General features: G+C 67.8%; 17 protein-coding genes. 3 read left to right on the top strand and 14 right to left on the bottom strand.

What is annotated here, in order from left to right; genetic code table 11:
* Positions 1–143 precede the first annotated feature (143 nt).
* Genes D7325_RS04970 through pcaC form a run of 3 tightly spaced genes read left to right on the top strand, consistent with a single transcriptional unit; the run spans position 144 to position 2751 of the window.
* A complete protein-coding gene (locus D7325_RS04970; protein ID WP_120994424.1) occupies positions 144–1502 on the top strand; it encodes a 3-carboxy-cis,cis-muconate cycloisomerase in 1359 nt (452 codons plus the stop codon).
* A gap of 9 nt (positions 1503–1511) precedes the next feature.
* Positions 1512–2294 carry a 3-oxoadipate enol-lactonase gene (gene pcaD, locus D7325_RS04965; RefSeq protein ID WP_120994423.1) on the top strand — a complete coding sequence of 261 codons (783 nt, stop codon included), beginning with the start codon at positions 1512–1514 and terminating at the stop codon, positions 2292–2294.
* A 58-nt stretch (positions 2295–2352) separates the two neighbouring features.
* On the top strand, positions 2353–2751 hold the full coding sequence (gene pcaC / locus D7325_RS04960) for a 4-carboxymuconolactone decarboxylase (protein WP_120994422.1): 399 nt from the start codon (positions 2353–2355) through the stop codon (positions 2749–2751).
* Between the two features lie 772 nt (positions 2752–3523).
* On the opposite strand, the gene D7325_RS04955 is transcribed toward pcaC, so the two are convergent.
* The 14 genes from D7325_RS04955 to D7325_RS04890 form a co-directional block, all read right to left on the bottom strand.
* A complete protein-coding gene (locus D7325_RS04955; RefSeq protein WP_120994421.1) occupies positions 3524–4528 on the bottom strand; it encodes a TRAP transporter substrate-binding protein in 1005 nt (334 codons plus the stop codon).
* 44 nt (positions 4529–4572) lie between these two features.
* Positions 4573–5853 carry a TRAP transporter large permease subunit gene (locus D7325_RS04950; RefSeq protein WP_120994420.1) on the bottom strand — a complete coding sequence of 427 codons (1281 nt, stop codon included), beginning with the start codon at positions 5851–5853 and terminating at the stop codon, positions 4573–4575.
* Positions 5850–6392 (bottom strand): TRAP transporter small permease, encoded by a 543-nt coding sequence (locus D7325_RS04945; RefSeq protein ID WP_120994419.1) that lies wholly within the window; start codon positions 6390–6392, stop codon positions 5850–5852. The genes D7325_RS04950 and D7325_RS04945 overlap by 4 nt, the downstream gene beginning before the upstream one ends.
* Before the next feature lie 72 nt (positions 6393–6464).
* Positions 6465–7319: a shikimate dehydrogenase gene (locus tag D7325_RS04940; RefSeq protein ID WP_120994418.1), complete on the bottom strand. Its 855-nt coding sequence runs from the start codon at positions 7317–7319 to the stop codon at positions 6465–6467.
* A complete protein-coding gene (aroQ, locus tag D7325_RS04935; RefSeq protein WP_120994417.1) occupies positions 7319–7765 on the bottom strand; it encodes a type II 3-dehydroquinate dehydratase in 447 nt (148 codons plus the stop codon). Before aroQ ends, D7325_RS04940 begins: the two co-directional genes overlap by 1 nt.
* Before the next feature lie 273 nt (positions 7766–8038).
* Entirely contained in the window at positions 8039–9304 is a 1266-nt protein-coding gene (locus D7325_RS04930; protein ID WP_120994416.1) for an OprD family porin, read from the bottom strand.
* A 105-nt stretch (positions 9305–9409) separates the two neighbouring features.
* Positions 9410–10732 (bottom strand): TRAP transporter large permease, encoded by a 1323-nt coding sequence (locus tag D7325_RS04925; protein ID WP_120994415.1) that lies wholly within the window; start codon positions 10730–10732, stop codon positions 9410–9412.
* A complete protein-coding gene (locus D7325_RS04920; protein ID WP_120994414.1) occupies positions 10729–11256 on the bottom strand; it encodes a TRAP transporter small permease in 528 nt (175 codons plus the stop codon). The genes D7325_RS04925 and D7325_RS04920 overlap by 4 nt, the downstream gene beginning before the upstream one ends.
* Before the next feature lie 45 nt (positions 11257–11301).
* Positions 11302–12363 (bottom strand): TRAP transporter substrate-binding protein, encoded by a 1062-nt coding sequence (locus D7325_RS04915; protein WP_120994413.1) that lies wholly within the window; start codon positions 12361–12363, stop codon positions 11302–11304.
* A 299-nt stretch (positions 12364–12662) separates the two neighbouring features.
* Entirely contained in the window at positions 12663–13712 is a 1050-nt protein-coding gene (locus D7325_RS04910; RefSeq protein ID WP_120994412.1) for a TRAP transporter substrate-binding protein, read from the bottom strand.
* Between the two features lie 282 nt (positions 13713–13994).
* Positions 13995–14834 (bottom strand): ABC transporter ATP-binding protein, encoded by an 840-nt coding sequence (locus D7325_RS04905; RefSeq protein WP_120994411.1) that lies wholly within the window; start codon positions 14832–14834, stop codon positions 13995–13997.
* Complete coding sequence (locus tag D7325_RS04900; protein ID WP_120994410.1) at positions 14831–15895, bottom strand: FecCD family ABC transporter permease; 1065 nt, start codon at positions 15893–15895, stop codon at positions 14831–14833. The genes D7325_RS04905 and D7325_RS04900 overlap by 4 nt, the downstream gene beginning before the upstream one ends.
* Positions 15895–16896 carry a FecCD family ABC transporter permease gene (locus D7325_RS04895; protein WP_120994409.1) on the bottom strand — a complete coding sequence of 334 codons (1002 nt, stop codon included), beginning with the start codon at positions 16894–16896 and terminating at the stop codon, positions 15895–15897. The genes D7325_RS04900 and D7325_RS04895 overlap by 1 nt, the downstream gene beginning before the upstream one ends.
* Positions 16896–17804: an ABC transporter substrate-binding protein gene (locus tag D7325_RS04890; RefSeq protein ID WP_120994408.1), complete on the bottom strand. Its 909-nt coding sequence runs from the start codon at positions 17802–17804 to the stop codon at positions 16896–16898. The genes D7325_RS04895 and D7325_RS04890 overlap by 1 nt, the downstream gene beginning before the upstream one ends.
* Between the last annotated feature and the right edge of the window lie 560 nt (positions 17805–18364).

The following is an 18364-nucleotide window of genomic DNA, read 5'->3' as shown; positions in this document are numbered from 1 at the left end:
GCACGGCGGTAAGGGATTCGCGGGCGTGCTCGCGAACAGCCGCCGCGCCGCTCGAGCGCTAACCGGCGCCGACAGACTAGGATTGGCGCACACACGAAAGCGCCCGTGCCGCCGACGGCCTGGGCAATCAACGAGGGTCTGGCGTGAACCTGCCGAGCAACCAGCTGTTCGATCGTTACTTCACCGCACCGGCCATGCGCGCGGTCTTCTCCGACAGCGGCCGGGTGCAGGGCATGCTCGATTTCGAGGCGGCATTGGCGCGCGCCGAGGCGGCGGTGGGCGTGATTCCGTCCGGCGTCGTGGCGGCGATCGAATCGGCCTGCCGGGCCGAGCGCTATGACTTCGCGGCACTGGCCGAGGCCATCGGCAGTGCCGGCAATTCCGCGATTCCGCTGGTCAAGGCGCTCGGCCGGCAGATCGCGGCCACGGCCCCGGAGGCCGAGCGCTACGTCCACCTGGGCGCCACCAGTCAGGACGTCATGGACACCGGGCTGGTGCTGCAACTGCGCCAGGCCATCGGGCTGCTCGACGCTGATCTGGTCCAGCTCGCCGATGCGCTGGCTGTGCAGGCCGAGCGCCACGCGGCCACGCCGATCAGCGGCCGCACCTGGCTGCAGCACGCCACGCCGGTCACCCTGGGCATGAAGATCGCCGGCTGGCTCGGGGCGATCACCCGCCACCGCCAGCGCCTGGCCGAACTCAAGCCGCGGCTGCTGTGCCTGCAATTCGGCGGCGCCTCCGGCTCGCTGGCGGCACTGGGCGCGCAGGCCTGGCCGGTGAGCGAGGCGCTGGCCCGCGAGCTGGACCTGAACCTGCCGGACCAGCCCTGGCATACGCAGCGCGACCGGCTGGTGGAGTTCGCCAGCCTGCTAGGGCTCGTCGCCGGTTCGCTGGGCAAGCTCGGGCGCGATCTCTCGCTGCTGATGCAGACCGATGTCGGCGAGGTCTTCGAACCCGCGGAGCCGGGCAAGGGCGGCTCCTCGACCATGCCGCACAAGCGCAACCCGGTCGGCAGCGCGGTGATGATCGCCGCCGCGACGCGCGCGCCCGGTCTGGTCGCGACGATGCTCTCGGCCATGCCGCAGGAACACGAGCGCAGCCTCGGCCTCTGGCACGCCGAGTGGGAGACGCTGCCCGAACTCTGCTGCCTCGTCGCCGGCGCCTTGCAGCAGGCGCGGGTCGCCGTGCCCGCGCTCGAATTCGACGAAGCGCGCATGGCGGCGAACCTCGAACTCACCCGCGGGCTGGTGCTTGCCGAGGCGATCAGCATCGCGCTGGCGCAGCGAATCGGCCGCTACGCCGCGCACCATGAGGTCGAGCGCTGCTGCAAGCAGGCGGTGGCCGAAGGGCGCCATCTGCGCGCGGTGCTCGCCGACAACCCCGTGGTTACCGGACACTTCACCGCCGACGAGCTGGATCGCCTGCTCGATCCGGCGCATTACCTGGGTCAGGCGCGCCGCTGGGTCGACCGCGCCGTGGCCGAGCACCGATCCCTTCGCTAAGGAGCGCGCATGCCAGCCTTTTCCCTGTCCGATGGTCCGCTGAACTACCGCCTCGACGGTCCGGCCGCCGCGCCGGTGCTGGTGCTGTCCAACTCGCTGGGCACCGACCTGCACATGTGGGACGCGCAGGTCCCGGCGTTCGCCGAACGCTTCCGCGTGCTGCGCTTCGACACCCGCGGCCACGGCGCGTCGCTGGTGACACCCGGGCCGTACTCCATCGAGCAGCTGGGCCGCGACGTGCTGGCCTTGCTCGACGGGCTCGACATGCGGCGCTTTTCCTTCTGCGGCCTGTCGATGGGCGGGCTGATCGGGCAGTGGCTGGGCATCCACGCCGGCGACCGTCTCGAGCGGCTGGTGCTGTGCAACACGGCGGCGAAGATCGGCAACGACGATGTCTGGAACGGCCGCATCGACACGGTGCTCAAGGGCCGCGAACAGGCCATGCGCGATCTGCGCGACGCCTCGATCGGTCGCTGGTTCACCCCGGGCTTCGCCGCCGCCCAGCCCGAGCGGGTCGAGCCGATCGTGGCGATGCTGGCGCAGACTTCGCCGGACGGCTACGCGGCCAACTGCGCGGCCGTGCGTGATGCCGATTTCCGCGAGCAGCTCGGCGCGATCCGGGCGCCGACGCTGGTGGTCTGCGGCATAGGCGATGCGGTGACCACCTGCGAGGATGGCCGCTTCATGCAGGCGCGCATCGCCGACGCCGAGCGGGTCGAGTTCGAGGCGGCGCACCTGTCGAACGTCGAGGCCGGCGAGGCCTTCACCACCCGCGTGTTGCGCTTTTTGTAGCAGCGAGCTTGCTCGCGAAGCCTTTCCTTCCGCCCACCCAGCACCCACGGGGATACCGATGGACGAAAAACAACGCTACGACGCCGGCATGCAGGTGCGTCGCGCCGTGCTCGGCGACGCCCATGTCGACCGCAGCCTGCAGAACGCCACGCCGTTCAACGAAGAATTCCAGGAAATGATCACCCGCCACGCCTGGGGCGACATCTGGACCCGCCCCGGCCTGCCGCGCCATACCCGCAGCCTGATCACCATCGCCATGCTGATCGGCATGAACCGCGAGGGCGAACTGAAGCTGCACCTGCGCGCCGCCCGCAACAACGGCGTGACGCGCGACGAGATCAAGGAAGTGCTGCTGCAAAGCGCAATCTACTGCGGCATCCCCGCCGCCAACGCCACCTTCCACCTGGCCGAACAAGTCTGGGACGAACTGGGCGTGGAATCGCTGGGCGAGGCCTGATTCGCGCTTGGCGCGGGCGAAGACGCTTTGCGTAGGAGCCAGCTTGCTGGCGATCGGGCTGCGGGGCTGGGGCCGGTACCGCTCGGTTGCGACTGCCAAAGAGCATCGCCCGCAAGCGGGCTCCTACGGGTGCGGTGCCGCCTGCTTGATGGCGGCGGAGCCCTTGAATGTGATGGGTGAGCTCGATGGCACGGAGCGCCACCGCTTTTTGTAGGAGCCAGCTTGCTGGCGATCCGGGCTGCGGGGGTGGGGCCGGTACCGCGCGGTTGCGGCTGCGAAGAGCATCGCCCGCAAGCGGGCTCCTACGGGTGTGGTGTCGCCTGTTTGATGGCGACGGGGCCCACGAACGTTACGGGTGTGCTCGATGGCACGGAGCGCCACCGCATTTTGTAGGAGCTAGCTTGCTGGCGATCGGGCTGCGGGGGTGGGGCCGGTACCTCTCGGTTGCGACTGCCAAAGAGCATCGCCCGCAAGCGGGCTCCTACGGGTGTGGTGTTGCCTCTGCGGTGCCGCCGGTCGTCCTACGAATGCGATGAGCTTGCCCGATGGCACGGAGCGTCGCCGCTTTTTGTAGGAGCCAGCTTGCTGGCGATCCGGGCTGCGGGGGTGGGCTTATACCGCGTGGATGCGGCCTCCCAAAGAGCATCGCCCGCAAGCGGGCTCCTACGGAGCGATGTAGCCATGCTCCATGGTGCCGGCGGGCTCGATCCTGCGACGCGCCGTGAAAAAAAGACGGGCTCCTGGCCCGTCTTTTTCGTTCGACGGTAGCGCCTTACTGGCCGACCGCCTCGTGCAGCGACTTGAGCAGGGCCGGGTCGATGTCCTTGGAGAACTGTTCGATGACCGGCTTGACCTTCGCGCGGAAGGCGGCCAGGGCCTGCTTGTCCACTTCGTTGTACTGCATGGTTTGCTTGAGCGTTTCCAGGGCCTTGCCCTGTTGTTCCTGCGTGACCTGGCGCTGGTACTGGGTCGCCTCGGCGGCGGCTTCGCGGATCAGGGCCTGTTCATCGGCGTTCAGGCGGTTCCAGGTCTTCTGGCCGATGATCAGCGACTGCGGGTTGTAGATGTGATTGGTCGCCGAGAGGTACTTCTGCACCTCGTTGAACTTGTTGCCTTCGATGACGGTGAAGGGGTTTTCCTGGCCGTCCACGGTGCCCTGTTCGAGCGCCGTGTAGACCTCCGGGAAAGGCATCGGCACCGGGTTGGCGCCCAGCGCCTTGAAGGTTTCCAGGTAGATCGGTGACTGGATGACCCGGATCTTCAGGCCGTCGAGATCCTGCGGGCCGGTGATCGGGCGGCTGTTGTTGGTCACCTGGCGGAAGCCCAGGTCCCAGTAGCCGAGACCGATCAGGCCCTTGCTCTCCAGCCGCTTGGCCAGTTCCTGGCCGACCGGGCCGTCCATGACCTCGTAGGCCTGCTCGCTGTTCTCGAACAGGAAGGGAAAGTCGAACAGCGCGAAGTCCGGTACCTGCGCGGCGAGGATGCCGGAGTTGAGCACGGTGATGTCGAGCATGCCGCCCTGCAGCGCCGAGACGGTCTGCAGGTCGCCGCCGAGGATGCCGCCGGGGAACAGGCGCACCTTCATCTTGCCGCCGGATTTTTCGCTCACCAGGTCGGCGAACTTCTGCGCGCCGAGGCCCTGGGGGTGGTCCTTTACGTTCTGGAAGGCGAAGCGCAGGGTCTGGTCGCGGTATTCAGCGGCCTGGGCCTGCAGGCTGGCGATGGCCAGACCGGTGGCGCAGGCGGCGGCGACGAGGGTTTTCAACCAGTTGTTCATGTGACTCTCCATTGTTGTTGTTGGGTGAAGCAGTGAGGTGCCGGCTAGCCGGCGAGGAACTTCATCGGGCCGGTGACCAGCACCGGGAACAGCACGAGCAGGAGCAGGACGACCAGCTGAGCGAGCAGGAAGGACCAGATGCCGCGGACGATCTCTTCCATCTTCAGCTTCGAAACGCCGCAGACGACGTTGAGCACCGTGCCCACCGGCGGCGTGATCAGGCCGATGGAGGTGTTGACCAGGAACAGCACGCCGAAATACACCGGGTCGATGCCGGCCTGCTTCATCGCCGGCATCAGCACGGGCGTGAGGATCAGGATGGTCGGCGTCATGTCCATGACCATGCCGATCGCGATGATCACCAGCATCACGCAGACCAGCAGCAGGGTGGGGTTGTCCATCAGCGGGGCGAGCAGGGCGCTGAGCTGGCCGGGCAGGTTGGCGATGGTCACCAGCCAGGACGACACCATCGCCGCGGCAACTAGCAACATCACCACCGAGGTGGTCTTGGCGGCCGACAGGGTCACCTCGAACAGGTCGGTCAGCTTGAGTTCGCGGTAGATCACCACCGCGACGAACAGCGCATAGACCGCCGCCACCACCGCCGCTTCGGTCGGGGTGAAGATGCCGAACTTCAGGCCGACGACGATGATCAGTGGCAGTCCCAGCGCCCAGCTGCCGTCCAGCAGCGCCTTGAGCACTTCCCGGCGGCTGCGCTTGGGTGGCATTTCGACCGTTTCGCCACGCGAGACGAACCACCAGGCGATCGCCAGCGCGCAGCCCAGCAGCAGCCCCGGCACGATGCCGGCGAGGAACAGCTTGGAGATCGATACGCCGGAGGCGACGCCGAAAACGATGAAGCCGATGCTCGGCGGGATGATCGGCGCGATGATGCCGCCCGCCGCGATCAGGCCGGCCGAGCGTTCGCGGCTATGGCCGGCCTGAACCATCATCGGCACCAGCAACGCGGCGAGCGCGGCGGCGTCGGCCACCGCCGAGCCGGACAGCGAGGCCAGCAGGCAGGAGGCGATGATCGCCACGTAGCCCAGGCCGCCGCGCTTGTGGCCGACCAGCGCCAGCGCGATGTTGACGATGCGCCGCGACAGGCCGCCGGCATTCATGATCTCGCCGGCGAGCATGAAGAAGGGCACGGCCATCAGCGGGAAGCTGTCGGCACCGTTGAGCAGGTTCTGGGCGATGATCTGGGCGTCGAAGAGGCCGAGGTAGAGCATCAGCGCCACGCCCACCAGCAGCAGCGCGAAGGCGATCGGGATGCCGATCGCCATGCTGCCGATCAGCGAGCCGAGGAAGATGAACAGGGTCATGGGCGGGCCCTCCCCTCGGTGGCCGGGGTCAGCGGGGATTCGGTTGCACGGGCAACGTCATGCCCGGCGCCGTCATAGCGGCCGCGCAAGGCCTGGACCAGCTCGACCAGCAGGATCGCGCCGGCGCTGACACCGAACACCACGCCGGCGGCATAGAACCAGGCCATCGACAGGCCGGAAGCCGGCGCCGTCACGTTCAGGTTGATCACCGCCTGCGCCCAGCTGCCCTTGGTGATCAGCCAGCAGACGAACAGCATCAGCAGGTGGCCGATCACCAGGCACAGCCGCCGGCCGCTCGGCGGCAGGCGCCGGACCAGGGTGTCCAGGCCCAGGTGAGCGTGTTCACGCAGGGCGATCAGGGCGCCGAGGAAGACCATCCACACGAAGCACCAGCGCGACAGCTCCTCGCTGACGCTGATGCCCGAGTTGAACGCATAGCGCAGCACCACGTTGCCGAACACCATCGCCACCATCACTGCCATGCAGGCAACGACCAGCAGCTTGAGGAGCCGGAAGTACCCTTCGACGAGCGTTTTCATCTTGCACGCACCTCTTGTTTTTGTAGATCGACCGAGGCGGGACCGCAGGGCCGCAGCCCGTGCGGGTCTGCTTCAGCCGAAGTTGGCAAAGTGCCTGAGCATGCGGTCGGCGTCCGCCTGCCGTCCGCTGAACAGTTCGAAGGCATTGACCGCCTGGAACACCGCCATGACGCTGCCGTCGAGCGTGCGGCAACCCAGGGCGCGGGCGTCGCGCAGCAATTGGGTTTCCAGCGGGAAGTAGACGATCTCGGCGACCCACAGGGCCGGCCGCAACAGCTCGGCCGGGACGGGCGTGCCGGGCAGCTTGGCCATCCCCATCGGGGTCGTGTTGACCAGCCCGTCGGCCGCGGCCATCGCCGCCGGCAGGTCCGTGCCGACGCGCGCGCGGCCCGGACCGAAGCGTTGCGCGAGGTTGTCGACCAGGCCCTGGGCGCGTGCCGGATCGACCTCGAACAGGGTCAGCTCCTCGACACCCTGGCTCAGCAGTGCGTGGGCCACGGCGGCACCGGCGCCGCCCGCGCCCATCTGCACCACGCGGTGGCGTGCGGCATCCGGCAGGCCGCGGCGAAAGCCTTCGCCAAAGCCGAGCGCATCGGTATTGTGGCCGATGCGCTTGCCGTCATGCAGCACCACGGTGTTGACCGCCCCGATGCCGGCGGCTTCTTCGGAGAGTCCATCGAGCAGCGGAATGATCGCCTGCTTGCACGGGTAGGTGACGTTCAAGCCGGTGAAGCCCATGCGCTGCGCGGCGGTGAGCAGCTCGGGCAGGGCGGCGACACTCAGTCCGAGGGCATCGAGGTCGATCAGGCGATAGAGATAGCGCAGGCCCTGCGCATCGCCTTCGCGCTCGTGCAGCGCGGGCGTGCGGGAGGCCTGGATGCCGGCCCCGATCAGCCCGGCGAGCACGGCGTTCGGAGGAGTTGGCATCACGACGCGCCACCCAGCAGCTGGGCGAAATGCTCAAGGCCGAGGCGGTAGCCGTTGCTGCCCAGCCCGCAGATGACGCCGACCGCGACCGGCGAGACGTAGGAATGGTGGCGGAAGGCTTCGCGCGCGTGGACGTTGGACAGGTGCACCTCGATGACCGGCAACTCGACGGCGGCCAGCGCATCGCGGATCGCCACCGAGGTGTGGGTCCAGGCGGCCGGATTGATCAGGATGCCGGCACAGCGGCCGCGCGCCTGGTGGATGCGCTCGATCAGTTCGCCTTCATGGTTGGTCTGGAAGAAGTCGACCTCCATCCCGCGGGCCGCGGCGGTGTCATGGCAGAGCCGGGCGATGTCGGCGAGCGTTTCATGGCCGTAGGTCGCGGGCTCGCGGGTACCGAGCAGGTTCAGGTTGGGTCCGTTGAGGACCAGGATGATTGTTGTCATTGGTGTCACCCTCGAAATGTACGATCTAGTTAATACATTGAAAGCGCGATCGTCCACGGGCAGCTATGGCTTATTGCCGCTTCGGCGGGAAACACTGTTCGATTATCGACTGGCGTGGCCCGCAATCGCCGGCGCAGCGAGCCAGTTCCGGGCGGCCCAGACCGTCTCTGACGGCGCAGCCAGCGCTGTGCTGGGGATGAAAAAAAGGCCCGCGCAAGGCGGGCCGAAGCGATCACGCGCAGGAGGCGCGTCCGACGGGAGCGACGTCGAGCGTTACAGAATCGAGATCGGGTAGTTGATGATGATGCGGTTCTCGTCCAGGTCGCGGCTGTTGACCTCGGAGCGGAAGCTGGAATTGCGCCACTTCACGTTGAGGTTCTTCGCCGGTCCGCTCTGGACGGTGTAGGCCAGCTCGGTTTCGCGGCCCCACTCTTCGCCATCGTCGATTGCACCCACTTCGATGTTGTCACCGCTGATGTAGCGGTTCATCAGCGTCAGGCCCGGTACGCCCATCGCGGCGAAGTTGTAGTCATGGCGCAGCTGCCAGGACCGCTCGCCGGGGTTGTCGTAGCTGTTGTTGAAGCTGTCGTTGGCCAGCGAGCCGCCGCTGGTGCCGTTGACGCGCATCCAGCCGGTGTCGCCGCTGACTTTCTGGAGGCCGACGTAGAGGGTGTTGCCGCCGAACTTGAGGCCGAACAGACCGGAGTAGGTCTTGTTGTCCAGCTCGCCGGCCAGCGCGCTGCCGTCGTCTTCGCCCTGGAAGTAGCCGAGGTTGGCGGTCAAGGCCAGGTCTTCGCCGAGCGGCTGGACGTGCAGGAACTGGGCGTATTGCTGCTCGTAGACGTCCTTCAGTTCGGCGGTCCACAGGCCAACGGTGGTCTGCTTGTCGTTGAAGGCGTACTCGCCGCCGAGGAAGTTGAAGCGATCGGACTCGCCGCTGGAGTAGCTCATGTCATCCATGCTGGCGCTGTCACGCGGGCTGTTCTGGCGGAACTGGCCGCCGTACAGGGTCAGGCCGCTGATTTCGCGCGAGGTGACCATGCCGCCCTGGAAGGTCTGCGGCAGCGAGCGGCCGTCGTCGGCGCGCAGGATCGGCAGGACGGGCATCATCTCGCCGACCTTCACCTCGGTCTCGGAGAACTTGGCCTTGGCGGCCAGGGCCAGGCGGCCGTAGTCGTCGCGTGGGCGGTTGTCGCCATCGACTGGCAACAAGCCCGTGCCGTAGGTTTCGCGCCCGCCGTCGAGCTTGACTGCCAGCATGCCGATGGCATCGACGCCGAAGCCGACCGGGCCGGGCGTGTAGCCGGACTGGACGTTGAGGATGAAGCTCTGGGTCCATTCCTCGGCTTTGGTCCGCTGGATGCTGTCGTCACGGAATTCGCGGTTGATGTAGAAGTTGCGCAGGTTGAGGCCGACCTTGGCGTCGTCGACGAAGCCTTCGGCGCTGGCGGTCAGCGGCGCCAGCGTGGCGACGGCCAGGGCGAGCAGGCTGAGGGCGGTCGGTTGGCGTACGAGCTCGTTCTTGATGTGGCGCTTCATTGTTGTTGTTTTCCTTTTTACGGTTGTAGGTCCCTCCGCCGCCAGCGCTGGCGGCGAAGGGGTTGACGATGCCGCTCGGGCGGCAATCCGGTCGCTTGGTGCGGCTCAGGTCAGCCAGCGCACCAGGCACAGCGTGATCGACGGGAAGAGCACCAGCACCACCACGCGCAGCACGTCGGAAATCAGGAAGGGCACGACCCCCTTGAAGGCTTCGCGCAGGCCGACTTCCGGCGCCATGCTGCTGATGACGTAGACGTTCATGCCCACGGGCGGGGTGATCATGCCGATCTCGACCGTCATCAGCGCGAGGATGCCGAACCAGATGGCTTTCTCGGTCTGGTCGAGGCCATAGAAGTCCAGCCCCATGATCATCGGGAAGAAGATCGGGATGGTCAGCAGGATCATCGACATGGTGTCCATGACGCAGCCGAGGAACAGGTACAGCACCAGGATGCCGGCCAGTACCACGAAGGGGCCGAAGCCGCTTTCGCCGATGGCGTCGGCCAGTGCGACAGGCAACTGCGAGATGGCCAGGAAGGCATTCATGATGTCGGCGCCCAGCAGGATCATGAAGATCATGCCGGTGGTCACCGCAGTGCTGTAGAGCACTTCCTTGAATTCGGCAAAGCGCATCTTGCCGAGCACGACGGCGAAGATCGCCGTGCCGACGGTGCCGATCGCCGCCGCTTCGGTCGGGGTGAACCAGCCGCTGTAGATGCCGCCGAGGACCAGGATGAAGATCAGCAGCACCGGCCACACGCCTTTCTGCGCGGCCAGTCGCTGGCGCCAGGACAGGCGCGGCTGGGCGGGGCCGGCGTCGGGGTTCAGGCGGACGTAGATGGAGATGGCGATCATGTAGCCGATCGCCGCGAGGATGCCTGGGATGAACGCGGCCATGAACAGCGCCGAGATGTTCTGCTGCGCCAGGATGGCGTAGATCACCAGCACCACCGACGGCGGGATGAGAATGCCGAGCGTGCCGCCCGCGGCGAGGCAGCCGACCGATAGCGAGCCGGAGTAGTTGTAGCGCTTGAGTTCCGGCAGGGCGACCTGGCCCATCGTCGCGGCGGTGGCGATGGAGGAGCCGCACACGGCGCCGAAGGCCGCGCACGAGCCGATCGCCGACATCGCCAGCCCGCCGCGCCAGTGGCCGATCATGGCCGCCGAGGCACGGAACAGGCCGCTCGCCAGGCCGCCGCGCGAGGCGAACTGGCCCATCAGCAGGAAGAGCGGAATCACCGACAGGTCGTACACGGTGAAGCGCGCGTAGGCGACGGTCTTCAGGTAGCTCAGCAAGGGGTCCCAGCCGCTGATGGCCACGTAGCCGCCAACGCCGGTGAGCAACATGGCGATGGCGATCGGGATGCGCACCACCAGCAACACCAGAAGGATGGCGAGGAACAGCCCGCCGATTTCAACACTGCTCATGGGCGCTTGTCCTTACCACTGAAGTCTTGCCAGGCGGTGTACAGCGCGACCAGCGCAAGTACCGCGAAACCGGGCGGGAAGGCGCTCATGGACCACCACATCGGCAGCCCCATGATGATCGACTCCTCCCCATTGCCGTAGGTGTCCAGCGTGCCGATCACCGAGCGCCAGGCCAGCAGGCCGGCGGCCAGCGCCATCAGCAGGTTGCCGAAGACGTCGAGCGAGCGCCGGACCCGCTCGGGCGCATGCAGGGTGAACACGTCGACGATCACGTTGCCGCGACGCAGTTGGCACAGCGGCAGGAAGAAGACGATGGCGATGCCGCAGCCCATCTGCACCAGCTCGACGTCGCCGAGCAGCGGCTCGTTGAACAGGGTGCGCATGACGATGCTGTAGGTCGCCATCAGGGTCATCGCCACCAGCAGCACGCCACCGATCAGCGCCAGCAGGCGGGACAGGCGGTCGAGCAGGCGGCCGAGGGCATCCGCAGGCGCCGGGGCGGCCTGCGCTAGGGGTTCGCTCATGGTAGGTCTCCGGCGCCGCCACGAAAGGGCGGCGCCTCGTTCAGGTCAGCGGGGTAGCGCGGCGTTGTAGGTCTCGATCAGCTGCTTGGCCTCTTCGAGCAGCGCCTCGCCGTTTTCGTAGCCCTTGTCCTCGACCTCCTCGATCCAGTCTTCATGGACGGGGCGGGTGGCCTGCATCCACTTCTGCTGTTCCTCGGGGCTGAGGACATGGATTTCATTGCCGCGCTCGTTGGCCAGCGTGTGGCCCATCTCGATCACCTTGTTGTCCCAGATCCGGCCTGCTTCGCGGGACAGGGCGCGGCCGCTGTTGTCGTCGATGACGTTCTTCAGGTCGGCGGGCAGTGCCTCGTAGGTGGCCGGGTTCATCGCCAGTATCAGCGCGGTGTGCATCAGCGCCGGCATGCCGGGGGCCGACTCGGTGTGGTACTTGACCAGCTCGTGCAGCTTGAGCGCGGGGACCACGTCCCAGGGCAGCACGGCGCCGTCGACCACGCCCTTGGACAGGGCCTCGGGCACCTGCGGAACCGGCATCGCCACCGGCGTGGCGCCGAGCAGGGCGATGGTGCGGGTGGCGGTGCGGTTGGCGGCGCGCAGCTTGAGGCCGCGGAAGTCGCTCATCTCGTGGATCGGCTTGTCGGTGGTGTGCACCAGCGCGCCGTCGGTGAGGTGCGTGGCCAGCAGGTGCATGTTCTTGAACTCCTCCTGCCCGTGCTTGGCGACGAAGTCCCACATCGCCTGGCTGCTGGCCTCGGACGAGCGGCTCATGTAGGGCAGCTCGAACGCGGCGATCAGCGGGAAGCGGCCGCTGGTGTAGCCGGGCAGCGTCCAGACGATGTCGGCGACGCCGTCGCGCACCTGGTCGACCAGTTGCGGCGGCGTGCCGCCCAGTTGCATGGAGGGGTAGAACTGGAACTGGATGCGACCGTCCGATTGCTCGGTGATGCGGTCGGCCCAGGGCTTGAGGAAGTCGGCCTGGGTCACCGAATGCGCCGGCAGGAAGTGCGCGACCTTCAGGGTGACGACCGGTTCATCGGCATGCGCAAGGCCGTGGATCGCCAGCGAGCCGGCGGCGAACAGGGTAAGAAGCCGTTTGGAGAGCGTGAGCATCGCGTTGTCCCTTTTCTTTTTATTGGTCGATTGCGGCAGAGCGCTGGCAAAACGGCTCTGCGTCGCGCCGCGTGGGAATCCTGCTAGGTCGGAGTACCGCCTGGCAATTCGATAATCGTCTTATCGTTCGATAATCGAACAGCATCCGGTGGCCGCATCGACGCCCTGCCGGACCGGCCCGGCGTGGCGCGCCGGTGGAACGGATCGGAGGCACGGCGGTGCGGTGCCAGGCGCGGTGCGAAGGCTCGGTTCATCCTGCTCTCCAGGCGGGAGGCGTGCTCGCCCCCCCCCACGACGGGTCACTGGGCCTTGCTGTACTGATCGATCAGATCGCGCGCGTCCTGCAGCAGCGCGGCGCCGTTCTCGTAGCCCTTGTCCTCGACTTCTTCGATCCAGTCTTCGTCCAGGCGCTTGGCGGCCTTCATCCACTTCTGCTGCTCGTCGACGGGCAGCACGTAGACCTCGTTGCCTTCCTGCCGGGCCAGTTCATGGCCGGTCTCGACGACCTGGGTGTCGAACAGGCGACCCGCCTGGCGGGACAGCGCCAGGCCGCTGTTGTCGTCGATGACCTTCTTGAGATCGGCGGGCAGCTTGGCGTAGACGTCGGGGTTCATCGCGATGATGACGGCGGTGTACATCAGCTCCGGCTGACCGGGCGCCATCTCGGTGTGGTAGTTGACCAGCTCATGCAGCTTGAGCGCGGGCACCACGTCCCACGGCACGATGGCGCCATCCACGACGCCCTTGGACAGCGCTTCGGGAATCTGCGGCACCGGCATCGCGACCGGCGTGCCGCCCAGCAGGCTGATCAGCTTGGTCGAGGTGCGGTTGGCGGCGCGAATCTTCTTGCCGCGGAAATCCGACATCGTCTTGATCGGCGCTTCGGTGGTATGCACCAGCGCGCCGTCGGTGACGTGCGTGGCCAGCAGGTGCATGTTCTCGAATTCCTTCTGGCCGTGCTTCTGGATGAAGTCCCACATCGCCTGGCTGGTCGCCTCGGCGGAGGTGCTCATGAAGGGCTGTTCGAAGGCGGAGATGAGCGGGAACCGGCCGCTGTTGTAGCCCGGCAGCGCCCAGACGATGTCCGCGACGCCATCGCGGACCTGGTCGACCAGCTGGGGTGGCGTGCCGCCCAGTTGCATGGAGGGGTAGAACTGGAACTGGATGCGCCCGTCCGACTCCTCGGTGATCTTCTTCGCCCAGGGTTCGAGCAGGTCGGCCTGGGTGACCGAATGGGCCGGGAGCTGGTGATGGATCTTGAGCGTCACCTCCGGTTCGGCGGCGTGCGCGGCCTGGCCAAGGGAGGCGGTGACGAGCAGTGCGAGCAGTCGCTTCGACCATGTGGACATTGCGATTTCCTTTTGTTGTTGTTTTTCGGTCCGCGAGCGGCATAGGCCAACGAGGCCAGCGATCGCGGGCCGGGCCGTCGTCTTCGCTGGCTGCGGATGGCCAGTGGCGCGGCGACGGCTTGGTTAGTCGCGGTCGATGGTGGCACGCAGCCGGACGCGCCGAACAATGCATAACGGCGCTCATTCCATGCGTTCTGTTTATGGCGGTGCGGATAGCGGTGCGGATGGGGGCGGCGTGCGGATGGACAAAACACGGCCGGCGGCCACCGGCCGTGAGGCGGCTCAGCCCCGGTCGTCGTCGCAGAGCCGGGTCACGCCGGCAATGATCGGCGTGCCGTGCAGCGGGTCGCGCAGCAGCGTGCAGTGGACGCCGTACAGGGTCTGCACCAGTTCCGGCGTGACGACCTCATCCGGCGGACCGTTGGCGATGACCTGCCCACCGTTCATGGCCACCAGGTGATCGGCATAGCGGCAGGCGCTGGCCAGATCGTGCACGACCATGACCACCGTCTTGCCGGCGCCGGCGAGCTGGCGAATCAGCTCGAACACCTCGATCTGATGCCCCAGGTCGAGCGCCGAGGTCGGTTCGTCGAGCAGCAGCAACGGCGTGCTCTGCGCCACGGCCATGGCGATCCAGGCGCGCTGGCGCTGGCCGCCGGACATGGACTGCAACGGCCGATCCGCCAGCTCGGCGAGGTTGGCGACCTGCAAGGCGGCCTCGACGATCGCCTGGTCGTGGGCGCTCCACTGGTGCAGCAGGCGCTGGTGCGGCTGCCGGCCGAAGCGGATCAGCTCGGCGACGGTCAGCCCGTCCGGCGCGCTGGCGTCCTGCGGCAGCAGCGCCAGCTGCCGGGCGACGTCGCGGGTCGGCAGCCGGTTGATCGCCTCGCCGTTGAGCAGCACCGCGCCGCAGGTGGGTTTGTGCAGGCGCGCGAGGCCGGCCAGCAGCGTCGACTTGCCACAGCCATTGGGGCCGACGATGGCGGTCACCTGGCTGCGCGGCAATTGCAGGTCCAGGTCGCGCAGCACGGCCGTTTCGCCATAGCCCATGCTCAGCTGCCGGGCTTCGAGGCGGGCCTCGGTCCGGGCGCCTTCGACGAGGATGGAGGGGATGTCGCTCATGTCAGGGTCCGCGAAGGTTGGCGTAGGAGAATCCACAGCAGGTAGGGGCCGCCGACGATGGCCATGATGATGCCCACCGGTATTTCCACCGGGGCCAGCACCGTCCGCCCGACCCAGTCGGCCAGCACCATCAGGAGCGCGCCGCTCAGCGCCGAGTTGACGACCGGAACGCCGTGCTGGCGGCAGAGGTAGCGCGCCATCTCCGGCGCGACCAGGGCGATCAGTCCGACCGGCCCGACCACGGCCACCGCCAGCGCGGTGAGCCACACGGTCAGCGCCAGGGTCAGCAGGCGGATGCGCGGCAGATCGACGCCGAGGCCGATCGCCACGTTGTCGGAAAAGCGCATCACCGCGAGCGGTCTGACCAGCAGCTTGGCCGCCGGCAGCCCCAATGCCAGGCCGATGCCGAGCAGCCACACCGCCTGCGCGGGGCGGGCATTGAGACTGCCGACCGTCCAGGGATAGGCAGCGTTGGCGGCGTCGATGTCGGCGCGCGCCAGCATCAGGTTGGTCAGCGCGCCGAACAGCACGCCGATCGCGATGCCGACGACGATGAAGCGATACCCGCGCGCGCCACCGCCGGCCGCCAGTGCAAAGGCCAGGACCGCGGCGGTGCTGGCGCCGGACAGGGCGAGGGCGGTCGGCGCCAGGCTGGTCGGCACGGCGACGATCGAGGCGACGGCGAAGGCGGTGGCGCCGTCGTCGATGCCGATCACGCCGGGGGTGGCCAGCCGGTTGCGGGCCAGGGTCTGGAGCAGGCAGCCGGCGGCACCGAGCGCCGCGCCGCTGAGCAGCCCGGCGACCAGGCGCGGCAATCGCAGCTCGCGGACCAGCAGCACCTGCAGCGGATTGCCGTCGCCGGTCGCGGCGCGCAGCGCTTGCCAGAGCGTCAGGTCATGCGTGCCGGCGATCAGCAGCCAGCCGAGGCTGGCGGCGAGTGCGAGGCACAGGCCGATCCCGGCGAGCAGGCTGCGCCGGTGGATCAGCAGCCGCAGACCAGCGATGCCGAGCAGCCAGTGGTCCCGCGGGGCCGATGAGGCGTGAGCGAGTGGGATGTTCATCAGAGCGACGGCAACCGGTGGCTGCGCACCACCGCAATGAGGATGGGCGCGCCGACGAACGCGGTCACCACGCCCACCGGCAGTTCATACGGCCGCACCAGCAGCCGCGACAGGATATCGGCGGCCAGCACCACGCACGGACCGAGCAGGATGGCGACACCGAGGCCACGGCGGACATCGCTGCCAACCAGCCGACGAGCCAGGAAGGGCACCACCAGGCCGACGAAGCCGATCGGGCCGGCCGCGGCGGTGGCGGTGCCGACCAGCAGCGCCACCGCCAGCAAGGTGGCCAGGCGCGTCAGTTGCGGATGGTGGCCGAGGCCGCTGGCGACCCGCTCGCCCAGCGTGAGGGCGGCCAGCGGGCGCACCAGCGGCAGCACGACCAGCAGGCCGAGGATCAGCCCCGGCAGGCTCCAGCTCACGGTGTCCGGCGAGCGGCCGGCGAGCGCGCCGATCACCCAGAAGCGGACTTCATCGGCGGTCCGCTGGTCTTGCAGGAGCAGCAGGCTGCTGAGCGCCGTGAGCAGGCCGGTGAAGGCGGCGCCCGCGAGGACCAGCCGCACCGGATCGTCGCCCACGCCGCGCAACTGCGTGACCAGCAGCACCAGCACGCAGCCGACCATCGCGCCGAGCACCGCCACCGCCAGGCTCAGCGTCCCGGCGCTCGCACCGAGGCTGATCGCCACCACCACGGCAAAGGACGCGCCGGCGCTGACGCCGAGCAGGCCCGGTTCGGCCAGCGGGTTGCGCGTCGCTGCCTGGAGCAACAGCCCGCCCGCGCCGAGCGCGACGCCGACCAGCACCGCCAGCTCGGTCCGCAACCCGCGCAGTTCGAACACCACGAAGCGTGCATCGTCGTCGCCGCCACCGAACAACGCGGCCAGGCTCGGGCCGATGCCGACATCGCCAGCGCCGAGCAGCAGGCTCGCCAGGCACAGCACCGACAGCAGCAGCCCCGCCGACAGCAGCACCGTCGGCAGGGGCAGTCGCGCGGCGGTCATCAGTCGAGCAACGCCTGCTCGACGTCGTCCAGCACCTGCTGCGCCGCCAGGTAGCCGGAGCTGCTGCTCCAGATCTGGCCGTCGACGCTGACGACCCGGTCGTTCTTCACCGCGCCCAGGCGGGTGAAGGCCGGCTGCTGGCGCGCCGCCTCGAGCGCTTTCTCGCCGTCGGGGTTGAGCGTGGCGAGGAAGATCCAGTCGGCATCGGCCTTGGCGAGGTTTTCCAGGCTCAGGATGTCGGTGTGCGGTCGCTTGGTCTGGGTCGCCAGCTCATTGGGCTTCAGGCCCAGCGCATCGAGTAGTTGACCGACGAACAATTGGCTGGACATCACGAACGGCCCCTGCGGATTCCAGCGCACCACGCTGACCTGCTGGCCGTCGGGCAGGCGCTGGCGCAGCTCGGCGACCCGGGCGTCGATCTCGGCAATGCGTCGGTCGGCGAGGTCCGGCTTGCCCAGCGCCTGGGCATAGGTGCGGTAGATGCGGCGCCAATCCTGAAAAGAGCTGCCCTCGGGCACCACCGTCGGCGCGATCAGGCTGAGCTTGTCGTACAGCGCGCGCGGCAGTTCGGTGGAGGCGATGATCAGGTCCGGTTGGAGCATCAGGATCGCTTCGAGGTTGGGCTCGCGGACGGTGCCGACCAGGGCGATGTCGCCGGCCTTGGCCGCGAGGTATTCCGGCACATCGTCACCGCCGCGGCTGGCGAGCGTGCCGACGGGCTGCACCTCGAGCGACAGCGCGGCGTCCAGCGCGTTATCGCCCAGCGCCACGACACGCTGCGGCGCGCCTTCGAGCGTGACCGGGCCATAGGCCCCTTCGAGCGTACGTTCTGCGGCGTGGAGCAGGGTGCTGAACAGCAGACTGATCGCCAGCAGGCTGTAGCGCAGCAATGAACGACGTTGCGACATGAAGGGCTCCTCGATGGTCGGTGCGTGCAGGCTCGCGCGAAGCGAACGATAGGGTGCTATTAAACTCCGTCCGCAAACGAAAATCTCTCTTGTTTACGACCGTTTTACATTGGGCAGGTTGTCGCACCCGGCTGATCGCCTGCCGAAACCGGCTCGGCATCCATGCCGTCCCCGGTGCACGGCGAATGACATCACTGCCGGCCAGCCGCTAGCCGGATCGGGGTCGCAAACGAACGCCCGCCGCATGACACGCATGAGGCGGGCAGGCCTGGAAAGGCGCGAGGGAAGCGATCAGCGCAGGCGGTCCGGCCCGCTATCGGTGGCCTGACTCTAAGCCGGGCCGGGTGAAGAGGCGTCTGGTAAATCGTTAACGGGGTATCTGTTCTGTTTATGTCGGGCAGGCGCACCGACGCGCAGGGTTCAAGCCGGCATCGCTAACGAAAGGAAGTCGTCCGAGTCTTCTGTGCGATTAACGAACAAGAACTCACCGTCTAGTACATTTTTCCTGTCAGCCGTTCTGCGGCCGGTGAATAATCCGGGCAGGTCTCGTGACCCTTACA

Source organism: Stutzerimonas urumqiensis, assembly GCF_003640395.1.
In the GTDB taxonomy this organism is placed as follows: domain Bacteria; phylum Pseudomonadota; class Gammaproteobacteria; order Pseudomonadales; family Pseudomonadaceae; genus Stutzerimonas; species Stutzerimonas urumqiensis.
Note: the sequence above shows the minus strand (reverse complement) of the source record. Positions and strands in the feature narration are given on the sequence as shown.

Bases quoted from the DNA above. Each gene is read 5' to 3' on its own strand.
- pcaD (WP_120994423.1), top strand. From the start codon at position 1,512: ATGCCAGCCTTTTCCCTGTCCGATGGTCCGCTGAACTACCGCCTCGAC.
- pcaC (WP_120994422.1), top strand. From the start codon at position 2,353: ATGGACGAAAAACAACGCTACGACGCCGGCATGCAGGTGCGTCGCGCC.
- D7325_RS04955 (WP_120994421.1), bottom strand. From the start codon at position 4,528: ATGAACAACTGGTTGAAAACCCTCGTCGCCGCCGCCTGCGCCACCGGT.
- D7325_RS04950 (WP_120994420.1), bottom strand. From the start codon at position 5,853: ATGACCCTGTTCATCTTCCTCGGCTCGCTGATCGGCAGCATGGCGATC.
- D7325_RS04945 (WP_120994419.1), bottom strand. From the start codon at position 6,392: ATGAAAACGCTCGTCGAAGGGTACTTCCGGCTCCTCAAGCTGCTGGTC.
- D7325_RS04940 (WP_120994418.1), bottom strand. From the start codon at position 7,319: ATGCCAACTCCTCCGAACGCCGTGCTCGCCGGGCTGATCGGGGCCGGC.
- aroQ (WP_120994417.1), bottom strand. From the start codon at position 7,765: ATGACAACAATCATCCTGGTCCTCAACGGACCCAACCTGAACCTGCTC.
- D7325_RS04930 (WP_120994416.1), bottom strand. From the start codon at position 9,304: ATGAAGCGCCACATCAAGAACGAGCTCGTACGCCAACCGACCGCCCTC.
- D7325_RS04925 (WP_120994415.1), bottom strand. From the start codon at position 10,732: ATGAGCAGTGTTGAAATCGGCGGGCTGTTCCTCGCCATCCTTCTGGTG.
- D7325_RS04920 (WP_120994414.1), bottom strand. From the start codon at position 11,256: ATGAGCGAACCCCTAGCGCAGGCCGCCCCGGCGCCTGCGGATGCCCTC.
- D7325_RS04915 (WP_120994413.1), bottom strand. From the start codon at position 12,363: ATGCTCACGCTCTCCAAACGGCTTCTTACCCTGTTCGCCGCCGGCTCG.
- D7325_RS04910 (WP_120994412.1), bottom strand. From the start codon at position 13,712: ATGTCCACATGGTCGAAGCGACTGCTCGCACTGCTCGTCACCGCCTCC.
- D7325_RS04905 (WP_120994411.1), bottom strand. From the start codon at position 14,834: ATGAGCGACATCCCCTCCATCCTCGTCGAAGGCGCCCGGACCGAGGCC.
- D7325_RS04900 (WP_120994410.1), bottom strand. From the start codon at position 15,895: ATGAACATCCCACTCGCTCACGCCTCATCGGCCCCGCGGGACCACTGG.
- D7325_RS04895 (WP_120994409.1), bottom strand. From the start codon at position 16,896: ATGACCGCCGCGCGACTGCCCCTGCCGACGGTGCTGCTGTCGGCGGGG.
- D7325_RS04890 (WP_120994408.1), bottom strand. From the start codon at position 17,804: ATGTCGCAACGTCGTTCATTGCTGCGCTACAGCCTGCTGGCGATCAGT.